Origin of the sequence: Methylomarinovum caldicuralii (assembly GCF_033126985.1) — a bacterium.
Taxonomy (GTDB): domain Bacteria; phylum Pseudomonadota; class Gammaproteobacteria; order Methylococcales; family Methylothermaceae; genus Methylohalobius; species Methylohalobius caldicuralii.
This window is the reverse complement of the sequence record NZ_AP024714.1, coordinates 231169-257871: the sequence shown is the minus strand read 5'-3', so window position 1 is coordinate 257871 and position 26703 is coordinate 231169. Positions and strand designations below refer to the sequence as shown.

General features: G+C 59.8%; 27 protein-coding genes. 5 read left to right on the top strand and 22 right to left on the bottom strand.

Annotated features, from left to right (window positions below):
* Nucleotides 1–94 precede the first annotated feature (94 nt).
* From ltrA (MCIT9_RS01370) to tnpC, 3 genes are all read left to right on the top strand, one after another.
* Nucleotides 95–1429 (top strand): group II intron reverse transcriptase/maturase, encoded by a 1335-nt coding sequence (ltrA, locus tag MCIT9_RS01370; protein ID WP_317704536.1) that lies wholly within the window; start codon nt 95–97, stop codon nt 1427–1429.
* 652 nt (nt 1430–2081) lie between these two features.
* Nucleotides 2082–3416 carry a group II intron reverse transcriptase/maturase gene (gene ltrA, locus MCIT9_RS01365; RefSeq protein WP_317705651.1) on the top strand — a complete coding sequence of 445 codons (1335 nt, stop codon included), beginning with the start codon at nt 2082–2084 and terminating at the stop codon, nt 3414–3416.
* Between the two features lie 121 nt (nt 3417–3537).
* The gene (gene tnpC, locus MCIT9_RS01360) at nt 3538–4998 is read left to right on the top strand and encodes an IS66 family transposase (RefSeq protein WP_317704479.1); all 1461 of its coding nucleotides are present in this window, start codon (nt 3538–3540) and stop codon (nt 4996–4998) included.
* 150 nt (nt 4999–5148) lie between these two features.
* On the opposite strand, the gene MCIT9_RS01355 is transcribed toward tnpC, so the two are convergent.
* Nucleotides 5149–6468 (bottom strand): IS4 family transposase, encoded by a 1320-nt coding sequence (locus MCIT9_RS01355; RefSeq protein WP_317706674.1) that lies wholly within the window; start codon nt 6466–6468, stop codon nt 5149–5151.
* A 298-nt stretch (nt 6469–6766) separates the two neighbouring features.
* Here MCIT9_RS01355 and MCIT9_RS01350 point away from each other — a divergent pair, with 298 nt between their 5' ends.
* The gene (locus MCIT9_RS01350; protein ID WP_317705650.1) at nt 6767–7465 is read left to right on the top strand and encodes a class I SAM-dependent methyltransferase; all 699 of its coding nucleotides are present in this window, start codon (nt 6767–6769) and stop codon (nt 7463–7465) included.
* 5 nt (nt 7466–7470) lie between these two features.
* Nucleotides 7471–8493: a glycosyltransferase family 4 protein gene (locus MCIT9_RS01345; protein WP_317705649.1), complete on the top strand. Its 1023-nt coding sequence runs from the start codon at nt 7471–7473 to the stop codon at nt 8491–8493.
* Here the strand turns inward: MCIT9_RS01345 and MCIT9_RS01340 are convergent.
* The 21 genes from MCIT9_RS01340 to cutA all read right to left on the bottom strand — a co-directional run bounded on the left by MCIT9_RS01340 (nt 8480) and on the right by cutA (nt 26670).
* Nucleotides 8480–9631 (bottom strand): glycosyltransferase, encoded by a 1152-nt coding sequence (locus MCIT9_RS01340; RefSeq protein ID WP_317705648.1) that lies wholly within the window; start codon nt 9629–9631, stop codon nt 8480–8482. The two genes, MCIT9_RS01345 and MCIT9_RS01340, sit on opposite strands and share 14 nt — an antisense overlap.
* Before the next feature lie 116 nt (nt 9632–9747).
* Nucleotides 9748–10587, bottom strand: a complete 840-nt coding sequence (locus MCIT9_RS01335; RefSeq protein WP_317705647.1) for a glycosyltransferase family 2 protein — start codon at nt 10585–10587, stop codon at nt 9748–9750.
* 2 nt (nt 10588–10589) lie between these two features.
* The gene (locus tag MCIT9_RS01330; protein WP_317705646.1) at nt 10590–10763 is read right to left on the bottom strand and encodes a hypothetical protein; all 174 of its coding nucleotides are present in this window, start codon (nt 10761–10763) and stop codon (nt 10590–10592) included.
* A gap of 247 nt (nt 10764–11010) precedes the next feature.
* Nucleotides 11011–11673 carry an FkbM family methyltransferase gene (locus tag MCIT9_RS01325; RefSeq protein WP_317705645.1) on the bottom strand — a complete coding sequence of 221 codons (663 nt, stop codon included), beginning with the start codon at nt 11671–11673 and terminating at the stop codon, nt 11011–11013.
* Between the two features lie 239 nt (nt 11674–11912).
* The gene (locus MCIT9_RS01320; RefSeq protein WP_317705644.1) at nt 11913–12674 is read right to left on the bottom strand and encodes an SDR family NAD(P)-dependent oxidoreductase; all 762 of its coding nucleotides are present in this window, start codon (nt 12672–12674) and stop codon (nt 11913–11915) included.
* Nucleotides 12661–13596 (bottom strand): phosphoglycerate dehydrogenase, encoded by a 936-nt coding sequence (locus MCIT9_RS01315; protein WP_317705643.1) that lies wholly within the window; start codon nt 13594–13596, stop codon nt 12661–12663. Before MCIT9_RS01315 ends, MCIT9_RS01320 begins: the two co-directional genes overlap by 14 nt.
* 5 nt (nt 13597–13601) lie before the next feature.
* Nucleotides 13602–14303, bottom strand: coding sequence for an acylneuraminate cytidylyltransferase family protein (locus MCIT9_RS01310; RefSeq protein ID WP_317705642.1), 702 nt, complete (start codon nt 14301–14303; stop codon nt 13602–13604).
* A 13-nt stretch (nt 14304–14316) separates the two neighbouring features.
* Entirely contained in the window at nt 14317–15984 is a 1668-nt protein-coding gene (locus MCIT9_RS01305) for an MBL fold metallo-hydrolase (RefSeq protein ID WP_317705641.1), read from the bottom strand.
* Nucleotides 15985–15988: 4 nt separating this feature from the next.
* Nucleotides 15989–17086, bottom strand: a complete 1098-nt coding sequence (locus tag MCIT9_RS01300; RefSeq protein ID WP_317705640.1) for an integrase core domain-containing protein — start codon at nt 17084–17086, stop codon at nt 15989–15991.
* 17 nt (nt 17087–17103) lie between these two features.
* Nucleotides 17104–17418, bottom strand: a complete 315-nt coding sequence (locus MCIT9_RS01295; protein WP_317705639.1) for a hypothetical protein — start codon at nt 17416–17418, stop codon at nt 17104–17106.
* Nucleotides 17415–17978, bottom strand: coding sequence for a hypothetical protein (locus MCIT9_RS01290; protein WP_317705638.1), 564 nt, complete (start codon nt 17976–17978; stop codon nt 17415–17417). The genes MCIT9_RS01295 and MCIT9_RS01290 overlap by 4 nt, the downstream gene beginning before the upstream one ends.
* 81 nt (nt 17979–18059) lie before the next feature.
* Nucleotides 18060–18950, bottom strand: coding sequence for a glycosyltransferase family 2 protein (locus tag MCIT9_RS01285; RefSeq protein WP_317705637.1), 891 nt, complete (start codon nt 18948–18950; stop codon nt 18060–18062).
* A 19-nt stretch (nt 18951–18969) separates the two neighbouring features.
* The gene (locus MCIT9_RS01280) at nt 18970–19251 is read right to left on the bottom strand and encodes an Rdx family protein (RefSeq protein ID WP_317705636.1); all 282 of its coding nucleotides are present in this window, start codon (nt 19249–19251) and stop codon (nt 18970–18972) included.
* On the bottom strand, nt 19242–20432 hold the full coding sequence (locus MCIT9_RS01275) for a class I SAM-dependent rRNA methyltransferase (protein ID WP_317705635.1): 1191 nt from the start codon (nt 20430–20432) through the stop codon (nt 19242–19244). The genes MCIT9_RS01280 and MCIT9_RS01275 overlap by 10 nt, the downstream gene beginning before the upstream one ends.
* Complete coding sequence (locus tag MCIT9_RS01270) at nt 20429–21208, bottom strand: DUF3426 domain-containing protein (RefSeq protein ID WP_317705634.1); 780 nt, start codon at nt 21206–21208, stop codon at nt 20429–20431. The genes MCIT9_RS01275 and MCIT9_RS01270 overlap by 4 nt, the downstream gene beginning before the upstream one ends.
* Entirely contained in the window at nt 21208–22077 is an 870-nt protein-coding gene (prmA, locus tag MCIT9_RS01265) for a 50S ribosomal protein L11 methyltransferase (protein ID WP_317705633.1), read from the bottom strand. The genes MCIT9_RS01270 and prmA overlap by 1 nt, the downstream gene beginning before the upstream one ends.
* A 69-nt stretch (nt 22078–22146) precedes the next feature.
* Nucleotides 22147–23493: an acetyl-CoA carboxylase biotin carboxylase subunit gene (gene accC / locus MCIT9_RS01260; protein ID WP_317705632.1), complete on the bottom strand. Its 1347-nt coding sequence runs from the start codon at nt 23491–23493 to the stop codon at nt 22147–22149.
* Between the two features lie 16 nt (nt 23494–23509).
* Nucleotides 23510–23980 carry an acetyl-CoA carboxylase biotin carboxyl carrier protein gene (gene accB, locus MCIT9_RS01255; RefSeq protein ID WP_317705631.1) on the bottom strand — a complete coding sequence of 157 codons (471 nt, stop codon included), beginning with the start codon at nt 23978–23980 and terminating at the stop codon, nt 23510–23512.
* 8 nt (nt 23981–23988) lie between these two features.
* Nucleotides 23989–24432: a type II 3-dehydroquinate dehydratase gene (aroQ, locus tag MCIT9_RS01250; protein WP_317705630.1), complete on the bottom strand. Its 444-nt coding sequence runs from the start codon at nt 24430–24432 to the stop codon at nt 23989–23991.
* A 118-nt stretch (nt 24433–24550) separates the two neighbouring features.
* Complete coding sequence (dsbD, locus tag MCIT9_RS01245; protein ID WP_317705629.1) at nt 24551–26362, bottom strand: protein-disulfide reductase DsbD; 1812 nt, start codon at nt 26360–26362, stop codon at nt 24551–24553.
* Nucleotides 26344–26670, bottom strand: coding sequence for a divalent-cation tolerance protein CutA (gene cutA / locus MCIT9_RS01240; protein ID WP_317705628.1), 327 nt, complete (start codon nt 26668–26670; stop codon nt 26344–26346). Before cutA ends, dsbD begins: the two co-directional genes overlap by 19 nt.
* Nucleotides 26671–26703 lie beyond the last annotated feature (33 nt).

The following is a 26703-nucleotide window of genomic DNA, read 5'->3' as shown; positions in this document are numbered from 1 at the left end:
AAGGTGATCGAGCAATCGGAGCCTGCCGATAGTACCTGGGAAGTCGGGGAACCTGCCCCAAGGGACCCGATGGAGGGAAGCGGCAGGTCGGACGATGGGGCTTTCGGAGGGACAGATGGCCGGGACATCGAGCCAGGAGAACATCTCAACACGACAACGGAAGCTAGCGGAACTGGCCCGGATCGAACCGAAGCTGGAACTGACCACGATTGCCCACCACATCGACGTGGTGTGGCTGGAAGAAGCCTGGCGGCGCACCCGCAAGGACGGGGCCGCCGGGGTGGACGGCGTGACTGCATCCCAATACGCAGCCGACTTAGAGGAGAACCTGACGCGCCTGCTGGAACGGTTCAAGACCGGCCGGTATCGGGCGCCTGCGGTACGGCGCGTCCACCTGCCCAAGCCGGGAACGGGAAAGACCCGCCCGATCGGCATTCCCACGCTGGAAGACAAGGTGCTGCAACGGGCGGTGCTGATGGCGCTGGAACCCATCTTCGAGCAGGACTTTCTCGACTGCGCCTACGGGTTCCGGCCCGGACGCAGTGCCCACCAGGCCCTGGAGAGGCTATGGGGCGGGCTGATGGCCATGGGCGGTGGCTGGGTCATCGACCTGGACATCCAAAACTTCTTCGACGATGTGGACCGGGACCGGCTGCGGAACTTTCTGGGGCAGAGGGTGCGCGACGGCGTGATCTGCCGCGTGATCGGTAAATGGCTGAATGCCGGTGTCATGGAAGGCGGACAGCTTCACTACCCCGAACAAGGGACACCGCAAGGTGGGGTGATCTCCCCACTGCTGGCCAACCTCTACCTGCATCACGTGCTCGACCTGTGGTTCGAGCAGACGGTCAAACCGCGACTGCAAGGCAGCGCCTTCGAAGTCCGGTTCGCCGACGATGCGGTCCTGGTGTTCAAACGGGAAGAAGACGCCCGGCGGGTATTGGCCGTTCTGGGCAAGCGCCTGGCCAAATACGGCCTGCGCCTGCACCCGGACAAAACCCGCCTGCTCGACTTCAGAAAACCCGGACGGAAAGGCCAGAGCTTCCAATACCTGGGATTCACCCACTACTGGGGACGCTCAAGGAAAGGGCGTTGGGTCGTCAAACGCAAGACCGCCCAAGCCCGGCTCAGCCGCTCCCTGCAGGCGATCAACCACTGGTGCCGGATGCACCGCCACTGGCCGGTTGCAGACCAACAAGCGGCCCTGAGCCGCAAACTCAAGGGGCATTATGCCTACTATGGGATCGTCGGCAACAGCCAATCGCTGGCCCGCTTCCTGTACGAGGTCAGACGGCGCTGGTACAAATGGTTGTCCCGCCGCAACCGGGAACGGATGAACTGGGACCATTTTGGGCGGCTGTACAAACGATACCCACTCCCCCCACCGCGCGTGGTTCACGGAATTGCCCGTTGCGTAGCGACGCCATAGTCCGAGGAGCCGGATGCCTTAATCGGGCACGTCCGGATCTGTGGGAACCGCGGGTGAGCAATCGCCCGCGGTCACCCGGCTTGCGCCAGGCCAAGCCTGGAGAAGGAGGAAGTTATGTAGAAGGAAAGACATCGCTGAAACCTTCAGAGCGACCTGACAGGTGCAAGTCCTGTCCGGCCAAGGCTGGCCACCAGCCGGAACCGAGTGTTGCGTGGTCGAGGAGCGATCCCGACTGCGAAGCGTACACAGGGGGCCTGTAGGCCGCGTGATGGAGCCTCGAAAGTACGGAATGCGGAGCCGACGTTGTTGAACGGACGGAAGGCAACAGGGGTGGTGCTGTACTGGCCTGGCATCATCCCTCCGCCGGGGTCGAAGAGCGGGGCATGCAGGGCAAGGGTCGCCCAGGAACCTGGGAGGGCTCGAACACTCCCTGCGGGAAGAGCGGTGCGGGCGCCGTGTGAGAAAAGGCCCAGGCCCATCGGAGCGGTGTCCGGCCGATGGGAGCGAACGGGACACGAAGCAGGGTACCGGCGCGCGAAGGCGACGAAGCGCGCTGGGAAGGTGATCGAGCAATCGGAGCCTGCCGATAGTACCTGGGAAGTCGGGGAACCTGCCCCAAGGGACCCGATGGAGGGAAGCGGCAGGTCGGACGATGGGGCTTTCGGAGGGACAGATGGCCGGGACATCGAGCCAGGAGAACATCTCAACACGACAACGGAAGCTAGCGGAACTGGCCCGGATCGAACCGAAGCTGGAACTGACCACGATTGCCCACCACATCGACGTGGTGTGGCTGGAAGAAGCCTGGCGGCGCACCCGCAAGGACGGGGCCGCCGGGGTGGACGGCGTGACTGCATCCCAATACGCAGCCGACTTAGAGGAGAACCTGACGCGCCTGCTGGAACGGTTCAAGACCGGCCGGTATCGGGCGCCTGCGGTACGGCGCGTCCACCTGCCCAAGCCGGGAACGGGAAAGACCCGCCCGATCGGCATTCCCACGCTGGAAGACAAGGTGCTGCAACGGGCGGTGCTGATGGCGCTGGAACCCATCTTCGAGCAGGACTTTCTCGACTGCGCCTACGGGTTCCGGCCCGGACGCAGTGCCCACCAGGCCCTGGAGAGGCTATGGGGCGGGCTGATGGCCATGGGCGGTGGCTGGGTCATCGACCTGGACATCCAAAACTTCTTCGACGATGTGGACCGGGACCGGCTGCGGAACTTTCTGGGGCAGAGGGTGCGCGACGGCGTGATCTGCCGCGTGATCGGTAAATGGCTGAATGCCGGTGTCATGGAAGGCGGACAGCTTCACTACCCCGAACAAGGGACACCGCAAGGTGGGGTGATCTCCCCACTGCTGGCCAACCTCTACCTGCATCACGTGCTCGACCTGTGGTTCGAGCAGACGGTCAAACCGCGACTGCAAGGCAGCGCCTTCGAAGTCCGGTTCGCCGACGATGCGGTCCTGGTGTTCGAACGGGAAGAAGACGCCCGGCGGGTATTGGCCGTTCTGGGCAAGCGCCTGGCCAAATACGGCCTGCGCCTGCACCCGGACAAAACCCGCCTGCTCGACTTCAGAAAACCCGGACGGAAAGGCCAGAGCTTCCAATACCTGGGATTCACCCACTACTGGGGACGCTCAAGGAAAGGGCGTTGGGTCGTCAAACGCAAGACCGCCCAAGCCCGGCTCAGCCGCTCCCTGCAGGCGATCAACCACTGGTGCCGGATGCACCGCCACTGGCCGGTTGCAGACCAACAAGCGGCCCTGAGCCGCAAACTCAAGGGGCATTATGCCTACTATGGGATCGTCGGCAACAGCCAATCGCTGGCCCGCTTCCTGTACGAGGTCAGACGGCGCTGGTACAAATGGTTGTCCCGCCGCAACCGGGAACGGATGAACCGGGACCATTTTGGGCGGCTGTACAAACGATACCCACTCCCCCCACCGCGCGTGGTTCACGGAATTGCCCGTTGCGTAGCGACGCCATAGTCCGAGGAGCCGGATGCCTTAATCGGGCACGTCCGGATCTGTGGGAACCGCGGGTGAGCAATCGCCCGCGGTCACCCGGCCGGTCTTGCCAAGTGCCTGAAGATTCAGGAGAATGCGGGCCATGGAAAGACTTGATCTGGACCTGAGCCGCCCACCTCCCTTGCCCGAGACGGTGGAGGAATGCCACCGGGTGATCGAAGCGCTTTGGCGGGCGCTGGGAGAATTTCAGCAGATCCAGGCGCGGGTGGAAGAACTGGAGGAACAGTTGGCCTTGGGGTCCGACAATTCCTCCCAACCACCTTCCCAGGACAGCCCGAAGAAGCGCGCCGAGCGCAAGGGCAAGCGACCGACGGGACGCAAGAAAGGGGCGCAGGTGGGACATCCCGGGCACGAGCGGGCTCTGGTTCCGGCAGAAGCAGTGGACGAGGTCCGGCATTACTTTCCCCATGGCCGCTGCGAGTGCGGTGGGTCGGTGGCGGTGCGGGGATTCCGTCCCCATCAGGTGTTCGACCTGCCCGAGATTCGTTACCGGGTGGTCGAACACCGGGTGTATGAAGGCCGCTGTGGGTGTTGTGGTCAGAAGCACCAGGGGCGGCTACCGGATGAGGTGCCCCGCGGCCAGATGGGACCTGGGCTGGTGGCGTGGATTGGCTTGATGACGGGGCGCTATCACCTGTCGCTGCGGGAAGTCGAAGCGCTGCTGGAAGAACAATGGGGTCTGAGATTCAGCCTGGGGGCGATCAGCCAGAGCCAGATCCCGCTGCAGGCGTGGCTGGGTCCGGTCTACAACCAGATTGGCGAAGCGGTCAGAAAAGCGCTGATCGCCCATGCCGACGAGACCCGCCACTACCGGGGCCGCAGCATCTATTGGCTGTGGGCGCTGACGACCGATCAGATGGCGTATTTCCTGACCCATTATTCCCGCGGCAAGGGTGCGGCCGGTGAGCTGTTGGGGGATTTCCAGGGAATCCTGGTGACCGACCGCCACGGGGCCTACAACGACCATCCCCAGGACTCACACCAATACTGCTGGGCGCATCTCATCCGCAACCTGGAACGGATCGCCGGGCGCAAGGGACAGGCCGGCGAAGATGGCGAACGCCTGCTCCGGGCCGCCCGCCTGACGGTTCACTACGGCAAGCTCTGGCAACAGAGCCATTACCCATCCGACCGCTACCGAAGGCGATTGGAACGCCTCAAAGCCCTCTTCCGGCGCGAACTGGAACAGGCCGCCCAAAGACATGGCGACAACAAAACCGGTCGCAGCTGCCGCAAGTTGTTGGACGATTTTCCCAGGTTCTGGACCTTCCTGGACCATCCCGGGGTACCGATGACCAACAACACGGCAGAGCGTGCCCTACGCCCCTATGTCATCTGGCGCAAGACCAGTTTCTTCAGCCAGTCGCATCGCGGTGACTGCTTCCGACCCATGATCCTGTCGCTGGTCGAAACCTGCAAGCGCCTCAAGATCGGCGTCTATCAGACCCTGCGGACCATCTGCGCCCAGGGCATGGCAGAGGGCGAGGTCACCTTCCGCCTGCCCCTGCCGGAACCTCAACCACTTCCAGTGGCAAGCCCGTGAACGGTAACGGCCATCGCTGCCTCTACCAGGGGGGGATTCCATTCCAGACCGACGTATCGTTTACGTTCCAGGGAAAGACGTCGGTTCAAGGTTTCGTACATGCCACCACGGCCCACCCTATTACCCGTATCTTCCCCCTTCTCATAGGAATCAATGTCTTATCCGTTTTCTCTGAGGGAACTTGATCTCGGCCGCCCGGATGGCGGTCACGGCCTCCACGTAGGCGCTCAGTTTGGTCATGCCCTGCCACAGGGCTTTGGGACCGGGCGGGGGATCGTTCTTGCGCCCCAGCCAGCCGCCAAAGCCGGCCACGATGCGGACGATGGTGCCCAAATCCGGCGGCGTCGCGGGCGGCGGGGTGCGATGGTGGATGGCCCAGGCGGTCTGCCATTCTTCGACAGAGAACACCACTTCACAGCACCACTCGGGATGTTCCCGCCCGAGCGTCATCAGCATCAGGATGCGCCAGGCGACGATCAGATACAGCACCAGGGCCCGTTCCAGGCGTTCCCGGGTGCGAAGTTGCAGGGCTTCGATGCGGCAGCCGCTTTTGAGGATGCGGAAGTAGACCTCGATCCACCACCGTTTGCGGTACCATTCGATGCGCGCTCTGGCCTGTTCCAGGGTGGTGATTTCTTCGTTGGTGATCAGGCACCATTCGACCGCTTCCTGGCCTTCGGGGGGCGCCTCTTCCCGGGCCAGGATGACGGTGACTTGGGGACCCGGGCCGCTTCGGGTCTTCAGTTCGAGCCGGGCGAGCCGGATTGTTTGTGTGACCTGCCGGGCCGGGCGGTTGCCGCCGGCCGGCAGGTCAAAGGCGATCGTCCCCAACACCGGCTGGGCTTCGACCGCGGCCCGCAGTTTGCCATCGAGGGGGTCATTGAGCTTACGGTCGTGCTGCACCCGGATCAGGTAATCGGCGGCAAAGCCCAGCTGTTCGGCCCGGTCGATCAGGGCCCGAAGGTCACCTTCGCGGTCGGCGACATACACCAGCCGGGTCTCGGGCGCCAGGGCGGCCATCTCGGCCACCCGCTCATAACCTTCCACCCAACGCAGGCTTTCGGCCAGGTCCGGTTCCCCCTTGGGCAAACGCGCCCAGTGCCAGCAGTCGGTCACCCCCAGGGCCACGCCCGCCTCACTGATCACCAGCGTCGGATGCAGGTACAACCCCTGACGCTGCTCGTAATTCAGCCGTCCCAACCCCGCCATCGACGGCCGCCCGGAATAATCCAGCTCGGTGGTGTCCTGCAGGCACAGCACCCGCGACTGCTGCCGGATCCGTTCCAGGGTCGGCACACTGTGGGCCCGCAACACCTCCCGAAAATCCAGCCTGGCATTGTCCAGCAGCCGGTAGGCCGCCTTGGTCTCCGCCCAGCCACCCCCGCAAACGTTGGGAACGCTCGCCATCGGATCGTTTGCCATCGCTTCTATCACCCGGCACAGCCGCCGGTTCAGGCGGGCATCGCCCAGCGCCAGGGAAAAAATTCTTGTTCAGCCCAGCTCATGTCAACGCCTATCCAAAGAAATCAATATCTTACTACAGGGGCGAGAGATGTGGGTAATAGGGTGACCACGGCCGGCGCCACAATCCAGAACCTGACCGGAGACATCATTTCCCAAGACCGCGCATATTTCCCCAATTGGGGAACTGTAGGCTTGCCGCATGGTTCGCTGGTAGAGATTCTTGAAATAGCTATGCAAACCCATTCAGACACCTCCCTCAATAACCTCTAAAGTCAGAACTCTCCCCCGAGACATGAGGATCACCATGAATGAATCACTCCAGAAAATTCGCCAGTTCTACAACGACACTTATTATTCCAATGCCCGTTCGCCCGGCGGGATCACCGCTCACTTGCAGAGTCTGGCACAGCGAACTGGCATCCAGTCCGGCCAAGATGTCCTCGACGTTGCCTGCGGAGCGGGAGAATGGCTCATAGCCTGCCGGGAACGCGGCGCCCGGATTGCCGGGATCGATCTGTCAGACCGGGCAATCGAAATTTGCCGGCAATCCTTTCCGGACGGAGAATTTCACGTCACAGCAGCAGAATCCCTCCCCTTCGAGGACAACCGCTTCGATGTAGTGACCTGCCTTGGCTCTTTAGAGCATTTCATCGATCCCCTCAGGGCCTTGGCAGAAATGCGCAGAGTCGCCAAACCAAATGCCACAATCATCATCCTGGTACCCAATGCCGATTTTTTGACCAGACGACTCGGCCTGTTCTCTGGAACCCATCAAACCGCCGCTAAGGAAGACGTCAAAACCCTGGAGGAATGGCAACAGCTCTTCAACGCAGCGGGATTCGATGTGATTGAAAGATGGCGGGATCTGCACGTGCTTTCATGGTCCTGGATCAGTCTTGCCGGCTTGCGAGCGGTTCCGCTGCGAGCGATGCAGGCACTGGCACTGGCCTGCTGGCCCCTGCGCTGGCAGTATCAGGTTTATCATAAATTGCGCATTCGCTGAGCCGCATGGATGCTCCTGCCGTCTGGTTCCCCGCCGTGCGTGCTGGAAGTGGTGCCGACGTTTTCACCGAGCGCCTCTGCGCCGGACTCAACGCCCGCGGCCTCCGTGCCGCGATCACCTGGCTGCCGCACCGGGCCGAATACGCGCCCTGGAGTGTGCCGGTGCCGAAGCCGCCGGCATGGGCCAACATCGTTCATGTCAATTCCTGGCTCCATCCGCGTTTTTTGCCTCAGGGGCTGCCGATCGTCAGCACCTTGCACGCCTGCGTGCACGACGATGCGCTCAACCGCTACAAAAGCCGGTTACAGTCACTCTATCACCGCTATTGGATCCGCCCTATCGAGGCCGCCACTCTCCGGCGGGCAACCCGGGTGGTAGCCGTCAGCCGCTATACGGCAGGGATGGCGGAAAAGGCTTTTGACGTTTCCGGCATCAGAGTCATTTACAACGGCATCGACTGCAGCCGCTTCACCCCCATTGAGCGTGACCATCCCCAGCATCCCTTCCGCCTGCTCTATGTCGGCAACTGGAGCCGGCGCAAGGGCGTTGATCTACTGGCACCGATCATGGAGGCGCTGGGCGATGGTTTCGAGCTGGCCTACACCGCCGACCGCGAGGGCGCCCATGAACGCTATGCACTGCCTCCCAACTGCCGCAATCTCGGGCGGCTTTCCGGAGAGTCACTCGTTACCGCTTACCAGCAAGCCGACGCATTACTTTTCCCTTCAAGGCTGGAAGGCTTTGGATTGGTGGCGGCAGAGGCAATGGCGTGTGGTTTGCCGGTGATCGCGGCCAATACCTCTTCGCTGCCGGAGGTGGTCGAGCATGAACAAACCGGCTTGCTGTGCCCGGCGGACGCTATTGATGCATTTGTCCAGGCAGCGCGCACGCTCGCAACCGATATTGCCCGTTGGCGGATGATGCGCCAGGCGGCGAGACAGCGGGTCATCAATTTATTCGATGCAAGCCAACAAGTGGACAAATATATTGAACTGTATTCCGGAACGAGAAACATCACGTCAACCTAGAGATCAAATCATTAACAGACTTTTCATATTCTCGGCGGTATTCTGACGAAAACATAAGCGCGGCTTTGGACAAAGCGTTACATGCATCTGCATCAGACAATAATTTTATGAGTTGAATCGCGAAATTTTCAGCATCATCCGCCACTAGGAAGGCTTCGTTTATCCATCTTTTTAATCCCTGCGCCCCGACAGAGGTGGTCACCAGAGGCTTGCCCATAAACAATGCTTCAATATTTTTTATCTTCAATCCAGTGCCGATGCGCACAGGATTGATGACAATATAGTCATCCCGGTAAAAAGAGGATAAATCATTCACAAGATAATGAAGGTGCACATTGTCATCGTCATCCACCCTCCTTCTTATATAATGACAGATACCACCAACTACATGCAGTTGCACAGCAGGATGGCATCTCAAAACACGAGGCCACACATTATCGAGAAAAAAATCCATTGCATCTTGATTTGGAACGGTGTTTGTAGCCACATATAGCGACCGATGAGGGGGCGCCCTAAGAAAACCTACTGGATTTTCTGCATTCATCTTAGGGCAATGCCCGACTGTGATCACATCAACATCGCTCAATTCTGAAATAAACTCGGCATCCTCATCCTGGATAGCCAATACTAAATTTGCACGAGAAAAGCCTTTGGCTTCTTCTTCTGGAGAGGTATAAAAGAATACAGGCGCTTTCCCCCTATCCTGGAAACAAACATGCCGATTAGAAAAGATATCATGGGCATCAATTACCTTTACAACCCTGTCATCAAACAATTCCAACACCTTGGAAAGGTATACGTACTCCACCAATACCACATCAAAGGCGTTTTCTTTTTTCAATTTACATACAATTTCATCAATTGAGCTATCATACCACGCATCTATTTGCAGCGGATCATATTTTCCATGAGATGGCAATCTAGATATCAGGCTATCTATAAATCCTAAGGAACCAGGAGCAATATCACCCAATAATCTTTTCGAAAAATAAACCAATTTTCCTTTAAACCCTTTTCCATACACCTTTCCATAAAAACCATCCCACTCCCCCCGCATAGCCCTATAATCACACCCATATCCTTTATCCAAGAACAACAAGCAAACCTCAAATCCTTCATCTTGGAATTTCTTCAGCAAATGATACAACCTAGATCTATTGCCAGAATCCGAAGGATGCGTTGGGATTGGAGAAACTACCAAAATAGACTTTGATTTTGTCATAACCAACAAAAAACTAACGCCCTGCTTAACGCTCAAACCAATTTAGACCAATAAGGAGGCTGCCCCATAAGTTTTCTCTTAGCATCTAACAAGAAATAGCAACACCTTTCCCCCATTATAGAAATCATGATTGACCTAAGATAATTTCCAAAAACCATGGAAAGGAATACTGCAGAAGGCATAATTCGGTGCATTCTATGTATTTTCCATGTCTCCCTCATAATAATCATGCGTCCTTTATGAGTAGAACTCACCCCCCCCAATCCCATTCCAGAAAACACAACATCGTCCGCATAGATGACTTCCTCATCCGACCAACCCCTAATAAGAAGCTCATAATCCCCAGATACACAAAACGATGAATCGAAACAGCCATATTTATCAAACCAAGAACGATGGTGCAACAAGCCTTGATGATAAATAGACATAGAACTCCACATGGCCTTTTTTATGCGACCAGGAGAATCATTCTTATAAAACAAACAATTATTACTTTTATCGCAGACAGCAACCTTACCACAAACAAGCTTAACCGACTTTCTATATGCTTCCTGCAGGTAGGGAATAATTTTTTCCATCGCTTTGGCATCCCATAAAAAGTCATCCGCCCCCAAAAAACAAATCCAATCCCCCCTTGCATGGATAAGCGCCTTGTTCCAGGCGTCATAAATACCCCGATCCGGCTCGGACACCCAGTAAGCAAGCTTGGGGGTATGCCTTTCAAGAATATCGACGGTGCCATCCGTCGAACCACCATCAATGATGATATGCTCACGATTTCCATACGTCTGCCGATGGACGCTTTCAATGCATTTTTCGATGGTTTCAGCACCGTTGAACACGGCGGTAATCACAGATATTTTTGGGGACATGGTCAATCCACCCTCCGGTACCATTCGTAAACCTGCTCGATTCCCTCGGCCAGGCCGATTTCAGCCCGCCATCCCAACGCGTTGATTCGGCTGACATCCACCAGCTTTCTGGGGGTGCCGTCTGGTTTCGATGCATCCCAAACCACTTCCCCATCGAAACCGACGATCCTTCGCACCTTATTCTGTCCGGTTCCGTGAGCTTATATGCACACTTGTTAAACAACTCCGGTCGTTTCGACTGCCATTTTTTAAGGACCTGGACGTGTGAAATATGGCCCAGGGGTTTTGGGGGATCTAATGATTGTAGACCTTGGCGTACTGCAACAAGGTAATCTTCAAGAAAAGCCACTCACCCTGTTGGACAGCTGAGACATGCAAGTTATGCAACAATGCCATTCACTGATGCTCTTTGTATTCGATCACTTATAACCTGAGAAGGCTTCTATTAAAACAGTGCAATATATCTTTATCGGGAACAACTGCAAAATCATACTCTACCAACCTTTTTAATAATGGCACAGAAGATCTTGGCAATCCAAAACGATCATGTACTTCTATAGTCATAAAACATGTTCTAGACATCCATTCAACATTGTTTGACATTAACTCCTCCTCACCCCCTTCGATATCGATTTTTACTATCATTAAACCATTATTATCAGAGCAATAATTATCAACTATATCATTAATCTGTACCCTGCACCTAGAAATTTCTACAGCTTCCGATGAAAAATCTAAGCGCTTATTTTCAATATTCTTTTGATCTACTACTGCCGTAGGTGCGAATGTACCAGAAGCACTAATACCATAAGGCAAGCGAAAAGAAGAGACGTCATCCCCATCTCCCTTTCCAGAAGATGCCACTCCCCATTTAGCATGAAACCTACAGCCTGCTTGCCTTTTATCGATCACATGTTTCTGTGCAAACCTATCACCCCACAAATTATAATTTTTATCAAGAATCAAATAATTTTCCTTCTCCGCCTCGATACCAACAACTGTCACAAGACTTTGAAACTGATGAGCCAACGCCAACGAACTCATGCCAATATTAGCACCAACATCGATTAGTACGGTTGGTCGCATCCGACGAACATTATTAAGGAAGTTTATCTTTGGAATATAAATATGATTTGTGTATTCGATAATTCGCGCAAAATCCGAAAAGGTCGGCCGCACAAAGCACTCATGGATATTTATGCGGGCTCAATTTCCGATGAAGCAAACGCTGGATATATTTGTTAAATCTATTTTTCATATTCAGTATAGGCAAGTATCTTCAAATACAACCGTCAAAAACAGGCAGAGTGTTCGAAAGTCATTTTTTATTCAGGATCATACAAACGGCAGCCAATCCCACCATCGATGCTAATGCAAGCGCCGTGTAGGAAGTTCATTCCGCCCTCAACTATAGCAAGCGCAAGACTGGCAACTTCTTCGGGTTGACCGATGCGCTGTTGCGGATGACAGCGCTCAAGTTGAGTATAAATCTCCGGCTTGCCGGTAAAACCGGCCTTGAGCATCTCGGTCTCAATAGCAGCAGGTTCAATAGCATTAACACGCACGCGTGACCCAAGATCAATGGCCAAAGCGCGGGTCATACCGGACAAGGCGGCCTTGCTGGTAGCATAGGTAACAAAGTTCCTCTTGGTCTGGCGTGCGTGGATGCTACCAATATTAACCACGCAACCCTTCGCAGCTTCCAACTCAGGAAGCAACGCCTGAATTAGCAGGAAAGGGGCTAGCAGGTTGACATCCAGGGTGGTACGCCAGTCCTGGCGGGTTAGGCTTTCGGCCCCGCCTAGAATCTGAACAGCGGCATTGTTGATTAAGACATGCAGGCCTTGTCCATTCAAGGCTTGGTGAAGATCAGCAATAACTTTTGAAGCATAGGTTTCGTCTTCGGCAAAACGTGCCAAATCCGCTTGCACATAGCGCGAATAGGTTAGTGAATCAGGTTTGACTCCGATATCCGTGGCAATGACGCAATAGCCTACTTCATGAAAAGTTTTCACCAAAGCACGACCGATGCCACCGGCTGCGCCGGTCACTAGACAAGTGCGTATTGACTGATTAGCAGCTGACACCTAGGAACTCCATAAGTTTATCGATGGCTATTTTGCTGGTCCGTGTAACAGCATCGACGGTATTGGAAGCATTGTGCGAGCCGAAGATACAACGTGGATGAGTGCGAAAATTGGAATCCATCGGCAGCGGTTCGATTTCGAAGACATCGAGTGCTGCAGAATATACTTTGCCAGTTTTGAGGGCAGATTCGAGAGCAGACTCGTCAATGACAGGACCACGTCCAACGTTGACGATGCGTACACCATCCTTTGCTCTGGCAAAAACATCGGCATTGATCATGTGATAGCTGCTAGGGGTAAGCGAGCAGGTGACGACGATGAAATCGGCTTCTTCGACGCGGTTGGGCCATTCTGCGCGCTCAACAGCGACAAATTCAGGGCTATCTGGGGCAACGGGGTCGTAGGCAATAACTTTCATGTCGGAAGCCAACAAACGCTTGGCCGTGTTTTTGCCAATGTCGCCATAACCAATAAGGGCCACGGTCTTGCCAGCAAGGGAAATACCACGCGGCTTGGGCCACAAACCCTGTCGGACGCCAGCGTCGATCTGGAAAGTTTCGCGCGCAAGGGCAATGACATAGCCCATGGCGATATCCGCGACTTCAGCACCAAACATATTGGGGGTGTTGGTGATAGGAATGCCGAGATCCTTGCAGGCGGCGAAGTCAACATTGTCTACGCCGATGCCCCATTTCACGGCGGCCTTGAGCTTGCCCGCCTTGCCGGCGGTGAAGACTTCGCGTGTTGCAGGGTCGTCGCCGATAATCCAGCCGTTGTGCTGCGGTACAAGCTTCTTGAGTTCTTCGACGCTGAGAGTCTGCACCACCTTGGGAGCAGTCACTTCAACACCGTATTTTTCGAAGATAGGCCGAAAACTATCGATCATCCCCAACATGGGAGGACAGGTGACCAGGACTTTCATATTTGTTACTCCACTTTTCTTCGTTCATGCAAGTACCGAGCGGCAACGACGGCGAAATCCCAATCGTCCGAGGTGTCGATGTCGATTGATTCGAAAGGGGGAGTTTCGCACATCATCGGCTGCTTGCCAATGCGGGCGTTGGTCTTGGCGAAACTGTCACGGGTAAAGATGTAGAGATTGGAGTTTTCTTCGAACCAGGGTTCTAGGTGCTGGGTGGGAATGAGATTGTCCGGATCGTGGTTCACTGGGCTGCAGTCGGCACGGTAAAAGCGGGTTTGTACCTTGTTGACGGTGAAGAGCGAATCGGCCTTGCCAGTGGCATGGGCTTCCATGAATGCCGCAAGTGCCTTGCGGATGGTGTCAGCGCTCAACAATGGGTTGGTAGTATGGGTCATCAGGTAAATATCGGCCGGCACATTGGCAACGTCGTCGGCAAGAATGAGATTCATACTAACCAGATCACCACAGAGTTCTGGTTTTCGGTCGCGGATCACAATGCGGTCAGTTTCGACCAGCCCGTTCTGCGCCAAAATATGACGGGCATCGGTATTGATGATGATCTGATCGATCTCTTCCACTGTAGACAACGTATCGAGAATCCAGCGGAACAGCGGCTTGCCGCAGAAGTCACGGAAATTCTTGCCCTTGACGCGCTCGCTATTAGCCTTCATCGGTAGCAGAGCAACGATACGGGGTCTTTGAGTCATTTTTGGCTCCTTATTAATCGGGAAAGAAGTATTTTTCCTTTTCAGCGTGCGAAAGTTTGCGGTGTTCGTGGTTGCCTTTCCAGGTACCCCAGTATTGGTTCCAGCGGTAGAGGAAAATATCACACAACTCAACCTGTTCCCCTTCCTTCCTAGCGCAGCGCCAGTCCCTCCAGATACTGCTAGCGATGTAGCGCAGGGTATCGAAAAGACTAACGTGTACCTGAGGCATGATCTTCTGCAAAGCGATGGCCTCACGTTCGAAACGCCGACGCACTTGCGGCCAGGTTTCATTGTGATGATGGTAGACAGCCGCTTCGGCCACGTAAGCGACCTTGCCTCCTGCCTTGACGAGACGTTGGGCTAGTTCCATGTCTTCAAGACCAGTGAGCTCTTCATCAAAGCCATACTCTGCCCAAGCGCTCTTTAACAAGGCAGAGTTAGCGTTGTTGCAAAAGAAGCCTTCCTGGGGAATACGCGATTTTTCGGGAAAATACTTGGCGAAAATGCGACGTTCGCTATAGTGGCTTTCCGGCCCGCTGATCTGACGCCCGTAGGTGTATTGGGCCTGGCCGTCAAGAATGGGCTGACAGAGGTGCTGCAACCAGCGATTATTGGCTGGAACGCAGTGACCACTGATGAAAACAAGAATTTCGCCGGCGGCCGCTTCGCATCCTATATTGAGCGCACGGCCAAAGGAAAATTCTTCGCGGGTGATATGGTAGATGCGGCAGCCATGGCGTTCGGCGATTTGCAACGTGCCATCGGTAGATCCGGAATCGACAAGAACGACTTCGTAGGTAATGCTGTCGATTTCCTGACGAGCGATGACGGTGAGCAATTCATCGAGGTATCGTGCTTCGTTGAGCGTGCGGATGATGATGCTGACCTGCACGTTGCCAAGGTTGAGATGAGTTGGCCTGATCAGCAGGGCAAAGCCCGGGTTCATACGCTGGTGAATCAGGCGAATTTCGTCCGGATCGACAGCGTTGGCGGCGAACATATCCCAATGCACCGGAACAACTTGCCTGGCGCCGATTTCCTGGGCGAACTGAAAAGCCTCTCGCACTGACATGTTGCCGATAATGCCGCGCCGGCCACGGAAGAAATTATGTTCATTGACGGGTAGGAAAGCGGTATGCACCGGACCGTCGGCAACTAGCGTGTCGATGATTTTCTGCCTGACTGAGGTATCGCCGGCAAGGTAAAGCTTCCGCCCGGCGTAGTCGATGAGGTAACCGACACAGGCAAGGTTGCCATCGGAGTCGCGCTCGATTTCCGGATGGGCAGCAGGAATGGCGCGCAGTCGGAGATCAGGAGCAAGTTCCTGCCATGCTTCAGTCGCAAGCATAAGCCGGTTGGCTGCAATACCCCACTCTGCCAGTCTGTTGAGCACCGGGACAGGACCGACGAAACGCGCCTGTGGCGAAGCCAGGGCCAATTGGGGTAGCGTGTGCGGATCACAGTGATCGATGTGGGCGTGGGTGATGAGGACGATGTCGGCGTCGGTGACTTTTTCCGGAAGGTATGGAATCGGTATCTGTCTTTCCAGATCATGATCATGCGCATCGAGCAGTTGCACTGAGTTTGAAAGATAGGGATCCATATAAATGGTTGTATCGGGAAATTCGAGACGGCAACCCGACTGGCCGAGCATCTGGACCGGGATGCGCATACTGGTCATACGTTCAACCCACCCTATTACCCACATCTTCCCCCTTCTCATAGGTGTCAAGCCCCGTGAGATTGTATACACGTTTTTTGAAGAGCTCCGGCCGCTTCTTCTGCCAGTCTTTGAGGGCCTGTACCGGTGAGATGTGTCCCAGGGCCTTCTGGGGAATCTGATGGTTGTAGACACTGGCATACTGCATCAAGGTCCGTTCCAGGTCCTGGCTGCTGCGGAAGCGGGTGGTTTTGAGGATCTCGGCGATCCGACCGTTGAAACGTTCTACCATGCCGTTGGTCTGCGGGTGTTTGGGTGGGATGAGGCGGTGCTCGATGCCATGGCGTTGGCAGGCCTGGTCGAAAAGGTGACGGCCGGTCGGTTCGCGTTCCCCGGTGGCGCAGAAGCGGTCGGTGAATTGCTCACCCCATCCCTGGGGTTCGCCCCTTCGGGGCCCGCTGCGCGGTCCAAATCCGCTCCCGGCGGATTTGTCTTTGCCGTTGTCGGTCAGGACCTTGGTGATTTTGAAGGGGGCCTTGGCGATCAGGCGGTCGAGGAAGCCGGCGGCGACCTGGGCTTCCTTGGTGGGATGGATTTCCAGGTAGACCCGGCGACTGGCCCGGTCGATGGCGACGAAGAGGTAACGGCCCCGAGTCTCATCGGGCATCTTGGGCAGGTACTTGATGTCGATGTGGACAAACCCGGGCTCGTAGTCCTTGAAGCCTTTCTTTTTGGCCTTGGCGGGGGCGTTCTCCCCTTCCTTGGCAGCGATCAGTTCCTTGAGATTGGAGACCCCATGGCGGCGCAGCAGCCGGTCCAGAGCCGAGCGGGACATCTTGGGATGGATGAAGCGGTGAACGACCGCCAGCAGGTCGTCCAGGGGCAGCAGCAGGGTTTCGCGCAGACAGACCACGATCGCTTCCTGCTGCGGGGTCAGGGTGGCATGGATGCGATGGGGCCGGTGCGGGGCGTCCTCGACCGAATCGCGCTGGCGCCACTTGCGGATGGTATGACGATGAGCGCCGTATTTCCTGGCCAGGACCGTGGCCGGCAGATCGGAGTTCTGGATCTCCCGGCGGATCTCAGGGGTGGTGCGGGCTTTCTTGTGAAGACGGATGACCATAACTTCCTCCTCGTCCGTCAGGCTTGAGTCGTCTTTCTGGCCTGGGCCTCTGCCATCAGCTCACTCAGAATATCCCAGGCACGGAACAAAGGATAGCTCCTTTTGGGAATATGATCACACGGGGCCCAACAAACGAGTCGATCCCTGGCATTGCCACCAGATGGTGTTTGTGGCGCGTAAGTAGCAATGCCGCCTCCGCCGGTGCCGATTTCCAGGAATTTGAGTGGCTCGGCGGCGGGGGCGAGTTCAAGCAAGCGTTCGATCTCGGCGGCTTTCCAGGCCCGCGAGGGCAGGTCGAGGACGGCGTGGGGTTGGCGTGGATTGCGGTTCATGGCTGGGGAACGTGGGCCAGGAACCACTCCAGCAGGCGGATCAGGGCGATGATGGCGCCGATGGAGCCGATCACCCACAGGGTCTGGCGGTGGATGGCCTGGGTCAGGCGTACTTCCACAGCTTTGATCTCCAGCCGAACCTGGTCGATTTCCTTTTGCAGTTCCAGTTTTACCGACTCGATTTCTTTTTGCAGCCTAAGTTCGGTTTCCCTGATCTCTCCCCGGACCTGCTCGATTTCTTTCCGAAGGCTCAGTTCGGTTTCCTTGAGTTCCGCGCGGACCTGCTCGATTTCCTTGGTGAGGTCGGCTCGGACCTGCTCGATTTCCTTGGTGAGGTCGGCTCGGACCTGCTCGATTTCCTTGGTGAGGTCGGCCCGGACCTGCTCGATTTCTTTTTGCAGCCTGAGTTCGGTTTCCCGGAGGTTCTGCCGGGTGGCGACGTCGGCAAGGTTGGGATAGCGTTCTTCCAGGGCTTCGAAGGCCTCGGCGATGATTTTGGCGCGGGCCCTGTCATCCGGGGCGGTGGAAAGCTTCTCGTAAAGGTCGATCACGGAAGGCATGACGGGATTCCGGCTATTGCGAAAACGGCAAGTATAACACCGCCGGTTTACCTGCCCGGGCGGGCGGAGAAGAGATGGGCGCTATTCATGAAACCGGTAGTGCAGCGACGAGATCTGTTCGGAAACGATGCCCATCATGAACACGAACAGGCTGCCGAGGAAGAGGATTACCGACATGTTGGTCAGTTTGTGCCACATGTAGAAAGTGTAGCCGTAATACCCTGCCCCCAAGAGGAAAATCACGCCGCTGACCGGCAGGAACAGGCGCATTGGGGAGAACAGGGCGCCGATCTTGAGGATGATGACGAAAAAGCGCAGGCCGTCGCGCAGCAGGCGGATGTGGCTACGGCTGTTGTCGGCGCGTTTGCCGGCGTGGATGGGCACGTAGGCCACCGGGAAGCCGGCGCGTAAGAAGGCCATGGTGCTGGTGGTGGGATAGGAAAAGCCGTTGGGCAGCAGATAGAGAAACTTGCGGAAAGCTGCAGCGTCGGCGGCGCGGAAGCCGGAGGTCAGGTCCTCGATCCGGTGGCCGGTCATGGCCGAGGCCAGGCGGTTGTAGAAGTGATTGGCGAGGCGCCGCAGCCAGGAAGCCTGCGAGCTGGGGTGGCGGGCGCCGACCACCATTTTGAAGCCCTGGCGGAATTTCTCCAGCAGGCGGGGGATGTCGTCGGGATCGTGCTGGCCGTCGGCGTCCATGAACACCAGGATCTTGCCCCGGGCGGCGCGGGCCCCGGCCTTGACGGCGGCGCCGTTGCCCATGCTGTAGGGATGGCGCACGACCCGCGCCCCGAGGGAGCGGGCGATGTCGCCGGTGCCGTCGTCGGAGCCATCGTCCACCACCACGATTTCCGCCTCCGGCACCACCCGGCGGATTCTGGGGATCAGATCGGGCAGGGCGGCGGCCTCGTTTTTGGCCGGCAGCACCACGCTGATGGGGCAAATGCCGGATTTTTGCGCTTCTGACTGTGGCATATGACGTACTTTCGGCGGTTCAACGGTCGCTGTGGCCCAGGGATCTTTCCGGGGCGATCGCATCGCGGACGCGCTGTTTGATCTCCTTCGCCTCCGGGAAACGCCCCTCGGCCTTGCGGTCCCAGAGCGGCCGGCCGTCGAGGCGGATGACGAAGACGCCGCTGCCGCCGGGCTGGAGGGCCACTTCTCCCAGTTCTTCGCTGAAAGTATTGAGCAATTCCTGGGCCATCCAGGTGGCGCGGAAGAGAAAATTGCAGCGGGTGCAGTATTCGATTTCGATGCGGGGGGATCTTACGGCCACGGTATCACCCGGTAGAACTGGGCCTTGAGGTATTCGGTCTCGGGGATGGCCGGATGGGCCGGGTGGTCGGCCGCCTGGCCGCCGCGGGCGAACAGGGCGCAGGTGCGGGCGATGCCGGCGGCGCCGCTGACCAGCTGCTGCAGGCGGGCGGCCTCCAGATGGTGGGAGCAGGAGCAGCTCACCAGAATCCCGCCCTCCCCAAGGCGGGCCAGGGCCAGTTTGTTGAGGCGGCGGTAGCCCTCCATGCCCCTGGCCACGTCCTTGCGGCGTTTGATGAAGGCGGGCGGGTCGGCGACGACCAGGTCGAAGCGGGTCTTTTCCTGTTTCAGCAGCTTGAGGTGCTCGAAGACGTCCGCCTGGACGAAGGCGACCCGGTCCGCCACGCCGTTGAGGCGGGCGTTTTCCCGGGCCAGCGCCAGGGCGGCGGCGGAGCTGTCCACGCAGACGACTTCTTTCGCGCCGGCGGCGGCCAGTTGGATGCCCCAGGCGCCGGTGTAGACGAACAGGTCCAGTACCCGGCCGTCTTTGGCCAGGCGGGCGGCGCGGGCGCGGTTGTCGCGGTGGTCGAAAAACCAGCCGGTCTTCTGGCCGTGCACCGGGTCGGCCAGGAAGCGGCAGCCGTTTTCCTCCACGGTGACGTGCTCCACCGGGGCCCCGATCACTTCCACTTCCGTCGCCAGCCCCTCCAGGGTCCGGGAGGGGCTGTCGTTGCGCAGGACCAGGGTCTTCGGCCGCAGCAGCCGGTCGAGGGCGGCGAGGATGTCGTGTCGGTGGCGCTCGATTCCGGCGGTGTTGAGCTGGGCCACGCACACGTCGCCGAAGCGGTCGATCACCAGGCCGGGCAGCCAGTCCCCCTCGCCGTGGACCAGGCGATAGTGAGGCCTCGGGAACAGTCGCTCGCGCCAGGCCAGTGCCTGTTGCAGCCTGCGCAGCCAGAAATCCCGGTCGACGCTTGCTCGCGGATCGCGGCTCAGCAGGCGGGCGCAGATCAGGGCGTTGGGGTTGACGTAGGCGATGCCCAGCGCCTTGCCGCCGGCGTCTTCGACGACGGCCGCTTCCCCCGGCTCGAAGCGTTTGAGCGGCGTGGCGCGGGTGTCAACCTCGTTGCTGAACACCCACAGATGGCCCTGGCGCAGACGGCGGTCTTCGTGGCGTTTGAGGCGCAGGTTCGGCAGGGTCATGACAGGAGCTCGAATTGGAAGCCCCCCACTTCCCGCTTGGGGGCGGCCAGTCGCAGTTCGACGAAGATCATCCGGTAGGGGGGCATCAGGGGGGGATTGCGGGTCTTCAAGTATTCCTCCGGTTTGAAGATGCGGGTGGCGATGGGGCTGCCATCCAGGGCGGTCAGGGTCAGTTTCAGGAGCGGGTAAGGTTGGGGGTAGGGTGCCTGGTTGACGATGACCAGGTAGAGATCGTACGCGTTGGCCCGCTCCCTGGCGGGATAGAGGGCGCGGTCCACCACCTGGATTTCGTTCAGGTTGCGGAAAGGCGGCAGCCGGCAGCCGAGGCCGTGGCAGAGGGTTTCCAGCACGGGGCGCAGCTGCGGCATCTGCGTCAGCCGGTCTTTCGCGACCAGGAAGATCTGGACCAGCAGCAGCACGCCGAGCGCGGCAGCAGCGGCAGGCCAGTACCAGTGGCCGCCGCCGGTTGGGGCGGCGTCTTCGGTTTCGGGCAGGGGGGATTCCTTCACCGGGGTTTCCTCTGGGATTTCCACCGTCGTTTCCTGGGCCGGCCCCGGTTCCGGGGTGACGGCGACCGCCTCGGCGGCGCCCAGTTCCGGCAATTCCAGCAGGCAGCCGCTGTGATCCGCCAGGGCTTCTTCCACGTGCTCCCCCAGGCTCTCCAGGGCGCCGAAGATGATGCCGCAGCGCTGACAGATCGCCTCGCCCCGGCCCTGACGCAGCTGCCGGGCTTCGATGCGATAGACCGTTCCGCACTGGGGGCAGCGGGTGTACATCAGTATTTTAGACCGTGCAGCCGTCCCCAGCCTTCCAGCACCGCCGGCACGTCGAAGTCGAAGTGTTCCCGGTAAGCCTGCCGCACCGCCGGCAGCTGACTTTCGAGCAGGCCGGAGAGCACCAGCCGGCCACCGCTTCGGGTCAGGGCCGTCAGCCGGGGGGCGAGTTCCACCAGCGGGCCGGCGAGGATGTTGGCGATGACGATATCGGCCGCTTCCCCGGGCATCCGCTCGGGATCGCAGCAGTGCAGGCGGTCGGCGACCCGGTTCTTGAGGGCGTTGTCGTAGGTGGCGCTCAGGGCCTGGGGGTCGATGTCGCAGGCGACGGCCCGCTCGGCCCCCAGCAGCAGGGCGGCGATGGCGAGGATGCCGGAGCCGCAGCCGTAGTCGATCACGGTTTTGCCGGCTAGCGGCGCCTCGGCGAGCCATTCCAGGCACAGGGCGGTGGTGGGATGGGTGCCGGTGCCGAAGGCCAGGCCGGGGTCGAGGGTCAGGCAGACGGCGTCCGGGTCGGGTGGGGTCTGGCCGCTGGGACAGACCCACAGGCGGCCGAAGTTCAGCGGTTGGAAGTGTTCCAGCCAGGCCCGTTCCCAGGGCTGGTCGGCCAGGGTTTCGTGGAGCCAGTCCTGGAGCTGGGGGAATTCGGCTTGGAGCTGGTCGGCGATGGCGTGGGTGTCGGTGTCTGGATCGAACAGGGCGGTGGCGCGGGTCTGCTGCCACAGCGGGGTTTCGCCCGGCAGCGGCTCGAAAAGTTCCTCGTCGCCACCCTCGGAGAAGGTGACCGCCTGGGCGCCGAGCAGGTCCAGGCGGTCGCTGACCTCGTCGGCCAGCGCTTGCGGCAGGGTGAAGGAGAGCTGACGCCAGGCCATCGTGGTTCCGTTCCGTATTAATCCAACCACAGGTGTCGCAGGCCGTCTCCCGCCGCCTGAGGATTCTCGTCACTCCCGCAAGCCGAGCAGGTCTTCCAGATAATGGATGGTCTGGCCGCCGGCGCGGAAACCGCTGTCGCTGACGATGCGCGCCAGCAGGGGAACGTTGGTCTTGATGCCGGTGACGATGGTTTCGCTCAGGGCCGTGCGCATCCGCGCCAGGGCGCTGTCGCGGGTTTCGCCGTGGGCGATGAGCTTGCCGATCATCGAGTCGTAGTAGGGCGGCACCTTGTAGCCGGCGTAGATATGGGTGTCCACCCGGATGCCGGGGCCGCCGGGCAGGTGCAACTGCTCGATGGGGCCGGGGGAGGGCATGAAGGTTTCCGGATCTTCGGCGTTGACGCGGCATTCCACCGCATGGCCGCGGATGACGATGTCCTGCTGGGCGTAGGACAAAGGCTCGCCGGCGGCGATGCGCAGCTGTTCCTTGATCAGATCCACCCCGGTGACCATCTCGGTGACCGGATGTTCCACCTGGATGCGGGTGTTCATCTCGATAAAGTAGAACTCCCCGTCCTCGTACAGGAACTCGAAGGTGCCGGCCCCCAGGTACCCGATCTCCCGGCAGGCCTCGACGCAGCGCTCGCCGATGAAGCGGCGCTGCTCTTCGGTGATGCCCGGGGCCGGGGCCTCCTCGATGACCTTCTGGTGGCGGCGCTGCATGGAGCAGTCGCGTTCCCCCAGGTGGATGACATTGCCGTGGCTGTCGGCCAGCACCTGGATCTCAATGTGGCGCGGCTTCTCCAGGAATTTCTCCATGTAGAGCTCGTCGCTGCCGAAGGCGGTGCGGGCCTCGCTGCGGGTGATGGTGATGGCGTTGGCAAGCGCCGCCTCCGAGTGCACCACCCGCATGCCGCGTCCCCCGCCGCCGGCGGCCGCCTTGACGATGACCGGAAACCCGATTTCCCGTGCCAGGCGCAGGTTTTCGTCCAGGTCGTCGCTCAGGGGGGCGTCGGAGCCGGGCACGCAGGGCACCCCGGCCCGCTTCATGGCCTCCTTGGCGGAGATCTTGTCCCCCATCAGGCGGATGGTTTCCGGCCGCGGGCCGATGAAGATGAAGCCGCTCTGGATCACCCGTTCGGCGAAATCGGCGTTTTCGGCGAGAAAGCCGTAGCCGGGATGGATGGCGACCGCATCGGTGACCTCGGCGGCGCTGATGATGGCGGGGATGTTGAGATAACTGTCGGAGGATGGCGGCGGGCCGATGCACACCGATTCGTCGGCCATGAGCACGTGCTTGAGGTCGCGGTCGGCCTCGGAGTGGACGGCGACGGCGCGCACCCCCAGTTCGCGGCAGGCGCGCAGGATGCGCAGGGCGATCTCGCCCCGGTTGGCGATGACGATCTTGTCGAGCATGTCGGGCATCCCTGTCTTATTCGATCACGAACAGCGGCTGGTTGTACTCCACCGGCTGGCCGTCCTCCACCAGGATTTTGGTGACGACGCCGGATTTGTCCGCCTCGATCTGGTTGAGGATCTTCATCGCCTCGATGATGCACAGGGTGTCGCCGACGTTGACGTGCTGGCCTACCTCGACGAAAGGCTTGGCGCCGGGGGCGGGGGCGCGGTAGAAGGTGCCGACCATGGGGGAGCGGACGATGTGGCCCTTCAGTTCCTCCTCCTCGCTGGCGGCTTCGGCGGCCGGGGCCTCTTCCGCCGGGGCGGCCGGCTGGACCGGCTGCGGAGCCGGCTGGATTTCCGCCGCCGGCACCTGCACCACGGTCTGCTGGGTCTGGCTGACGCGGGTGATGCGGACCGACTCCTCCCCTTCGTGAATCTCGATTTCGGCGATGCTGGTGTCTTCGAGCAGTTCGAGCAGCTTTTTAATTTTTCTAATGTCCATACATAACCTCAGGTCTCGCGGATGTGATGAATGGCGGCTTGCAGCGCAAGTTCGTATCCCAGGGCCCCCAGCCCGCAAATGACGCCCCGGGCGATGTCGGACAGGTAGGAGTGATGCCGGAACGGCTCGCGGGCGTGGATGTTGGAGAGGTGCACCTCGATGAAGGGGATGCGGGTTGCCAGGAAGGCGTCGCGCAGGGCCACGCTGGTATGAGTGAAGGCGCCCGGATTGATGAGGATGAAGGCGACCTGACGACGCCAGGCCTCATGAATGGTTTCCACCAGCACGTGTTCAGCGTTGCTTTGCTGAAAATCCAGTTCGTGCCCCTGACGCCGGGCCTGTTCACGCAGGCGCCGTTCGATGTCAGCCAGGGTGGTGGTGCCGTAAACCTCCGGTTCGCGGGTGCCGAGGAGGTTGAGATTGGGGCCGTTGAGAACGGAAATGCGCGCCATCGTGTGCGGAAAAGGTGAAAAAATCGGGGTTATTGTGCAGAAGTGGCCGGATTTTGTCCAGAACGGCGGCTACTTGGGTAAGGGTCGAGGAGGCAGGAATAGATGGAGCCCTGGGCCCTCAGGCGGGGCAGCGCCGGGGCAGGCTCCGCAGATGACGCAGGAAGGCCTCCGCATCGACGTAGCCGACCAGCCGCGCCGCGCGGCATTCCCGCCCCTGGGGATCGAAAAAGACCAGCGCCGGCGGGCCGACGAGGTCGAACTGTCGCAGCAGGCGCCGCTGGGCTTCGCTGTTGGCGGTGACGTCGGCCTTGAGCAACCTCAGGGTGGCGAGGGCCTGGCGGACGCCGGGATCGGTGAAGGTCTGGTGCTCCAGCTCCTTGCAGGAGATGCACCAGTCGGCATAGAAATCGAGCATCGTCCAGCGTCCCCGGGCTTGGGTCAGGGCCTGCTCGAGCTCGGCGGGCGAGGCGACGGTCTGAGGCTGCAGGGAAGCGGCCGCAGGCATCCGGGCCTGGACCATCAGCCCCTTGAGGGGTTGGAAGACGTCGCGGCTGCCGGCGGCCAGCCCCACCAGCAGCAGGATGCCGTAGGTCAGCATCACCACTCCCAGGGCCTTTCCCAGCCGGCGGCTGTGGGAGGCCGTCTCCGGCAGCGGTGTGGCGGCGCCCAGGTAGATGGCCGGCACGATCAGCCACAGGGCCCACAGCAGCAGGGTGAGCGCCGGCGGCAGGATGCGCGCCAGCATCCAGATCGCCACCCCCAGCATCACCACTCCGAACACCGCCTTGACCGTGTTCATCCACAGCCCGGCTTTGGGCAGCAGGCGGCCGGCCGAAGTGCCGACCGCCAGCAGTGGCAGCCCCATGCCCAGCCCCATGGCGAACAGGGCCGCGCCGCCCAGCAGGGCGTCGCCGGTCTGGCCGATGTAGATCAGCGCCCCGGCCAAAGGGGCGGCGACGCAGGGGCCGACGATCAGGGCCGACAGCACCCCCATCACCGCCGCGTTGACCAGGCTGCCTCCGTGACCCTGGAGGCGGCTGAGGCGGGTCTGCCAGCTGGCGGGCATCTGCAGTTCGTAGAGGCCGAACATGGACAGGGCCAGGGCCACGAACAGGGCGGCGAAGGCGGCGATAACCCAGGGATGCTGGAAGACCGCCTGCAGGTTGGCGCCGAACAGGCCCGCCAGCACCCCGAAGACGGTGTAGGTCAGGGCCGAGGCCAGCACGTAGGTCAGCGACAGGAAGAAGGCGCGCGCGGTGGTGATGCGGTGGCCGTGGCCGACGATGATGCCCGACAGGATCGGCAGCATCGGAAAGCAGCAGGGGGTGAACGCCAGCAGGATGCCGAAGCCGAGGAAGCTCGCCAGGGTCAGCCAGAAGCTCTGATTGCGGATGGCGCGGGCGATGCGGTCCTGCTCCGCCAGCGGGGCGGCCGTATCGGGGGCGGTTGCCGCCGGTGCGGTCCGGGCCGCCGGCGGCAGGGTCAGACGCACGGTTTTGGCGATGGGCGGATAGCAGATGCCCTTTTCGGCACAGCCCTGATAGCGGACTTTGAGCCTCAGCGCGGTGCCGTCCGGCGGGCGTTGCCGCAGCGGCAGGATGCTCTCCACCCGGCCGTGGTAGATTTCCACGCTGCCGAATTCAGGATCGGTCTTGGGAAGGCCGGGCGGCAGCCGCAGCGGACCGGGGGTGACCGCCGGGGTCAGCGACTCGGCGCGAAGCCGGTCGCGGTAAAGATAGTAGCCGTCGGCGATCTGCCAGCGCAGGACGACGGTGTCCGGGGCGCGCACCTCGGCCTCCAGGCGGAAGGCTTCGTCCGCCGGCAGCAGTTCGTCCTGGAACAGGCTTAAGCCCAACTTTTCCAGCGGGTTGGCCGCCTGCAGCAGCGGCGCCGCTACAAGCAGCAGCAGAATCAGGAAGCGTCGAGCCATGAATCGATCCATTGCAGATAAGGGGAATCGCCCTGTTCGATGGGGACCGCGACGATTTCCGGAAGTTCATAAGGGTGATGGCGGCGGAGGTAGTCGGCCAGGGCCTCGAAGCGGTCGGCGCGGGTCTTGGCCAGCAGCAGGACTTCGTGGTCGGTTTCGATCCTGCCCTGCCAGGCATAGACCGAGGTCAGCCCGGGGACGACGTTGACGCAGGCGGCCAGCCGCGCCTCCACGAGCCGGCGGGCCAGCCCGGTGGCGGTGTCCGGATCGGGGCAGGTGCACAGGACGATGCGGTAGTGTGTGGGCATTGGGAAAATGTCATAATGAAACGATCATCAATC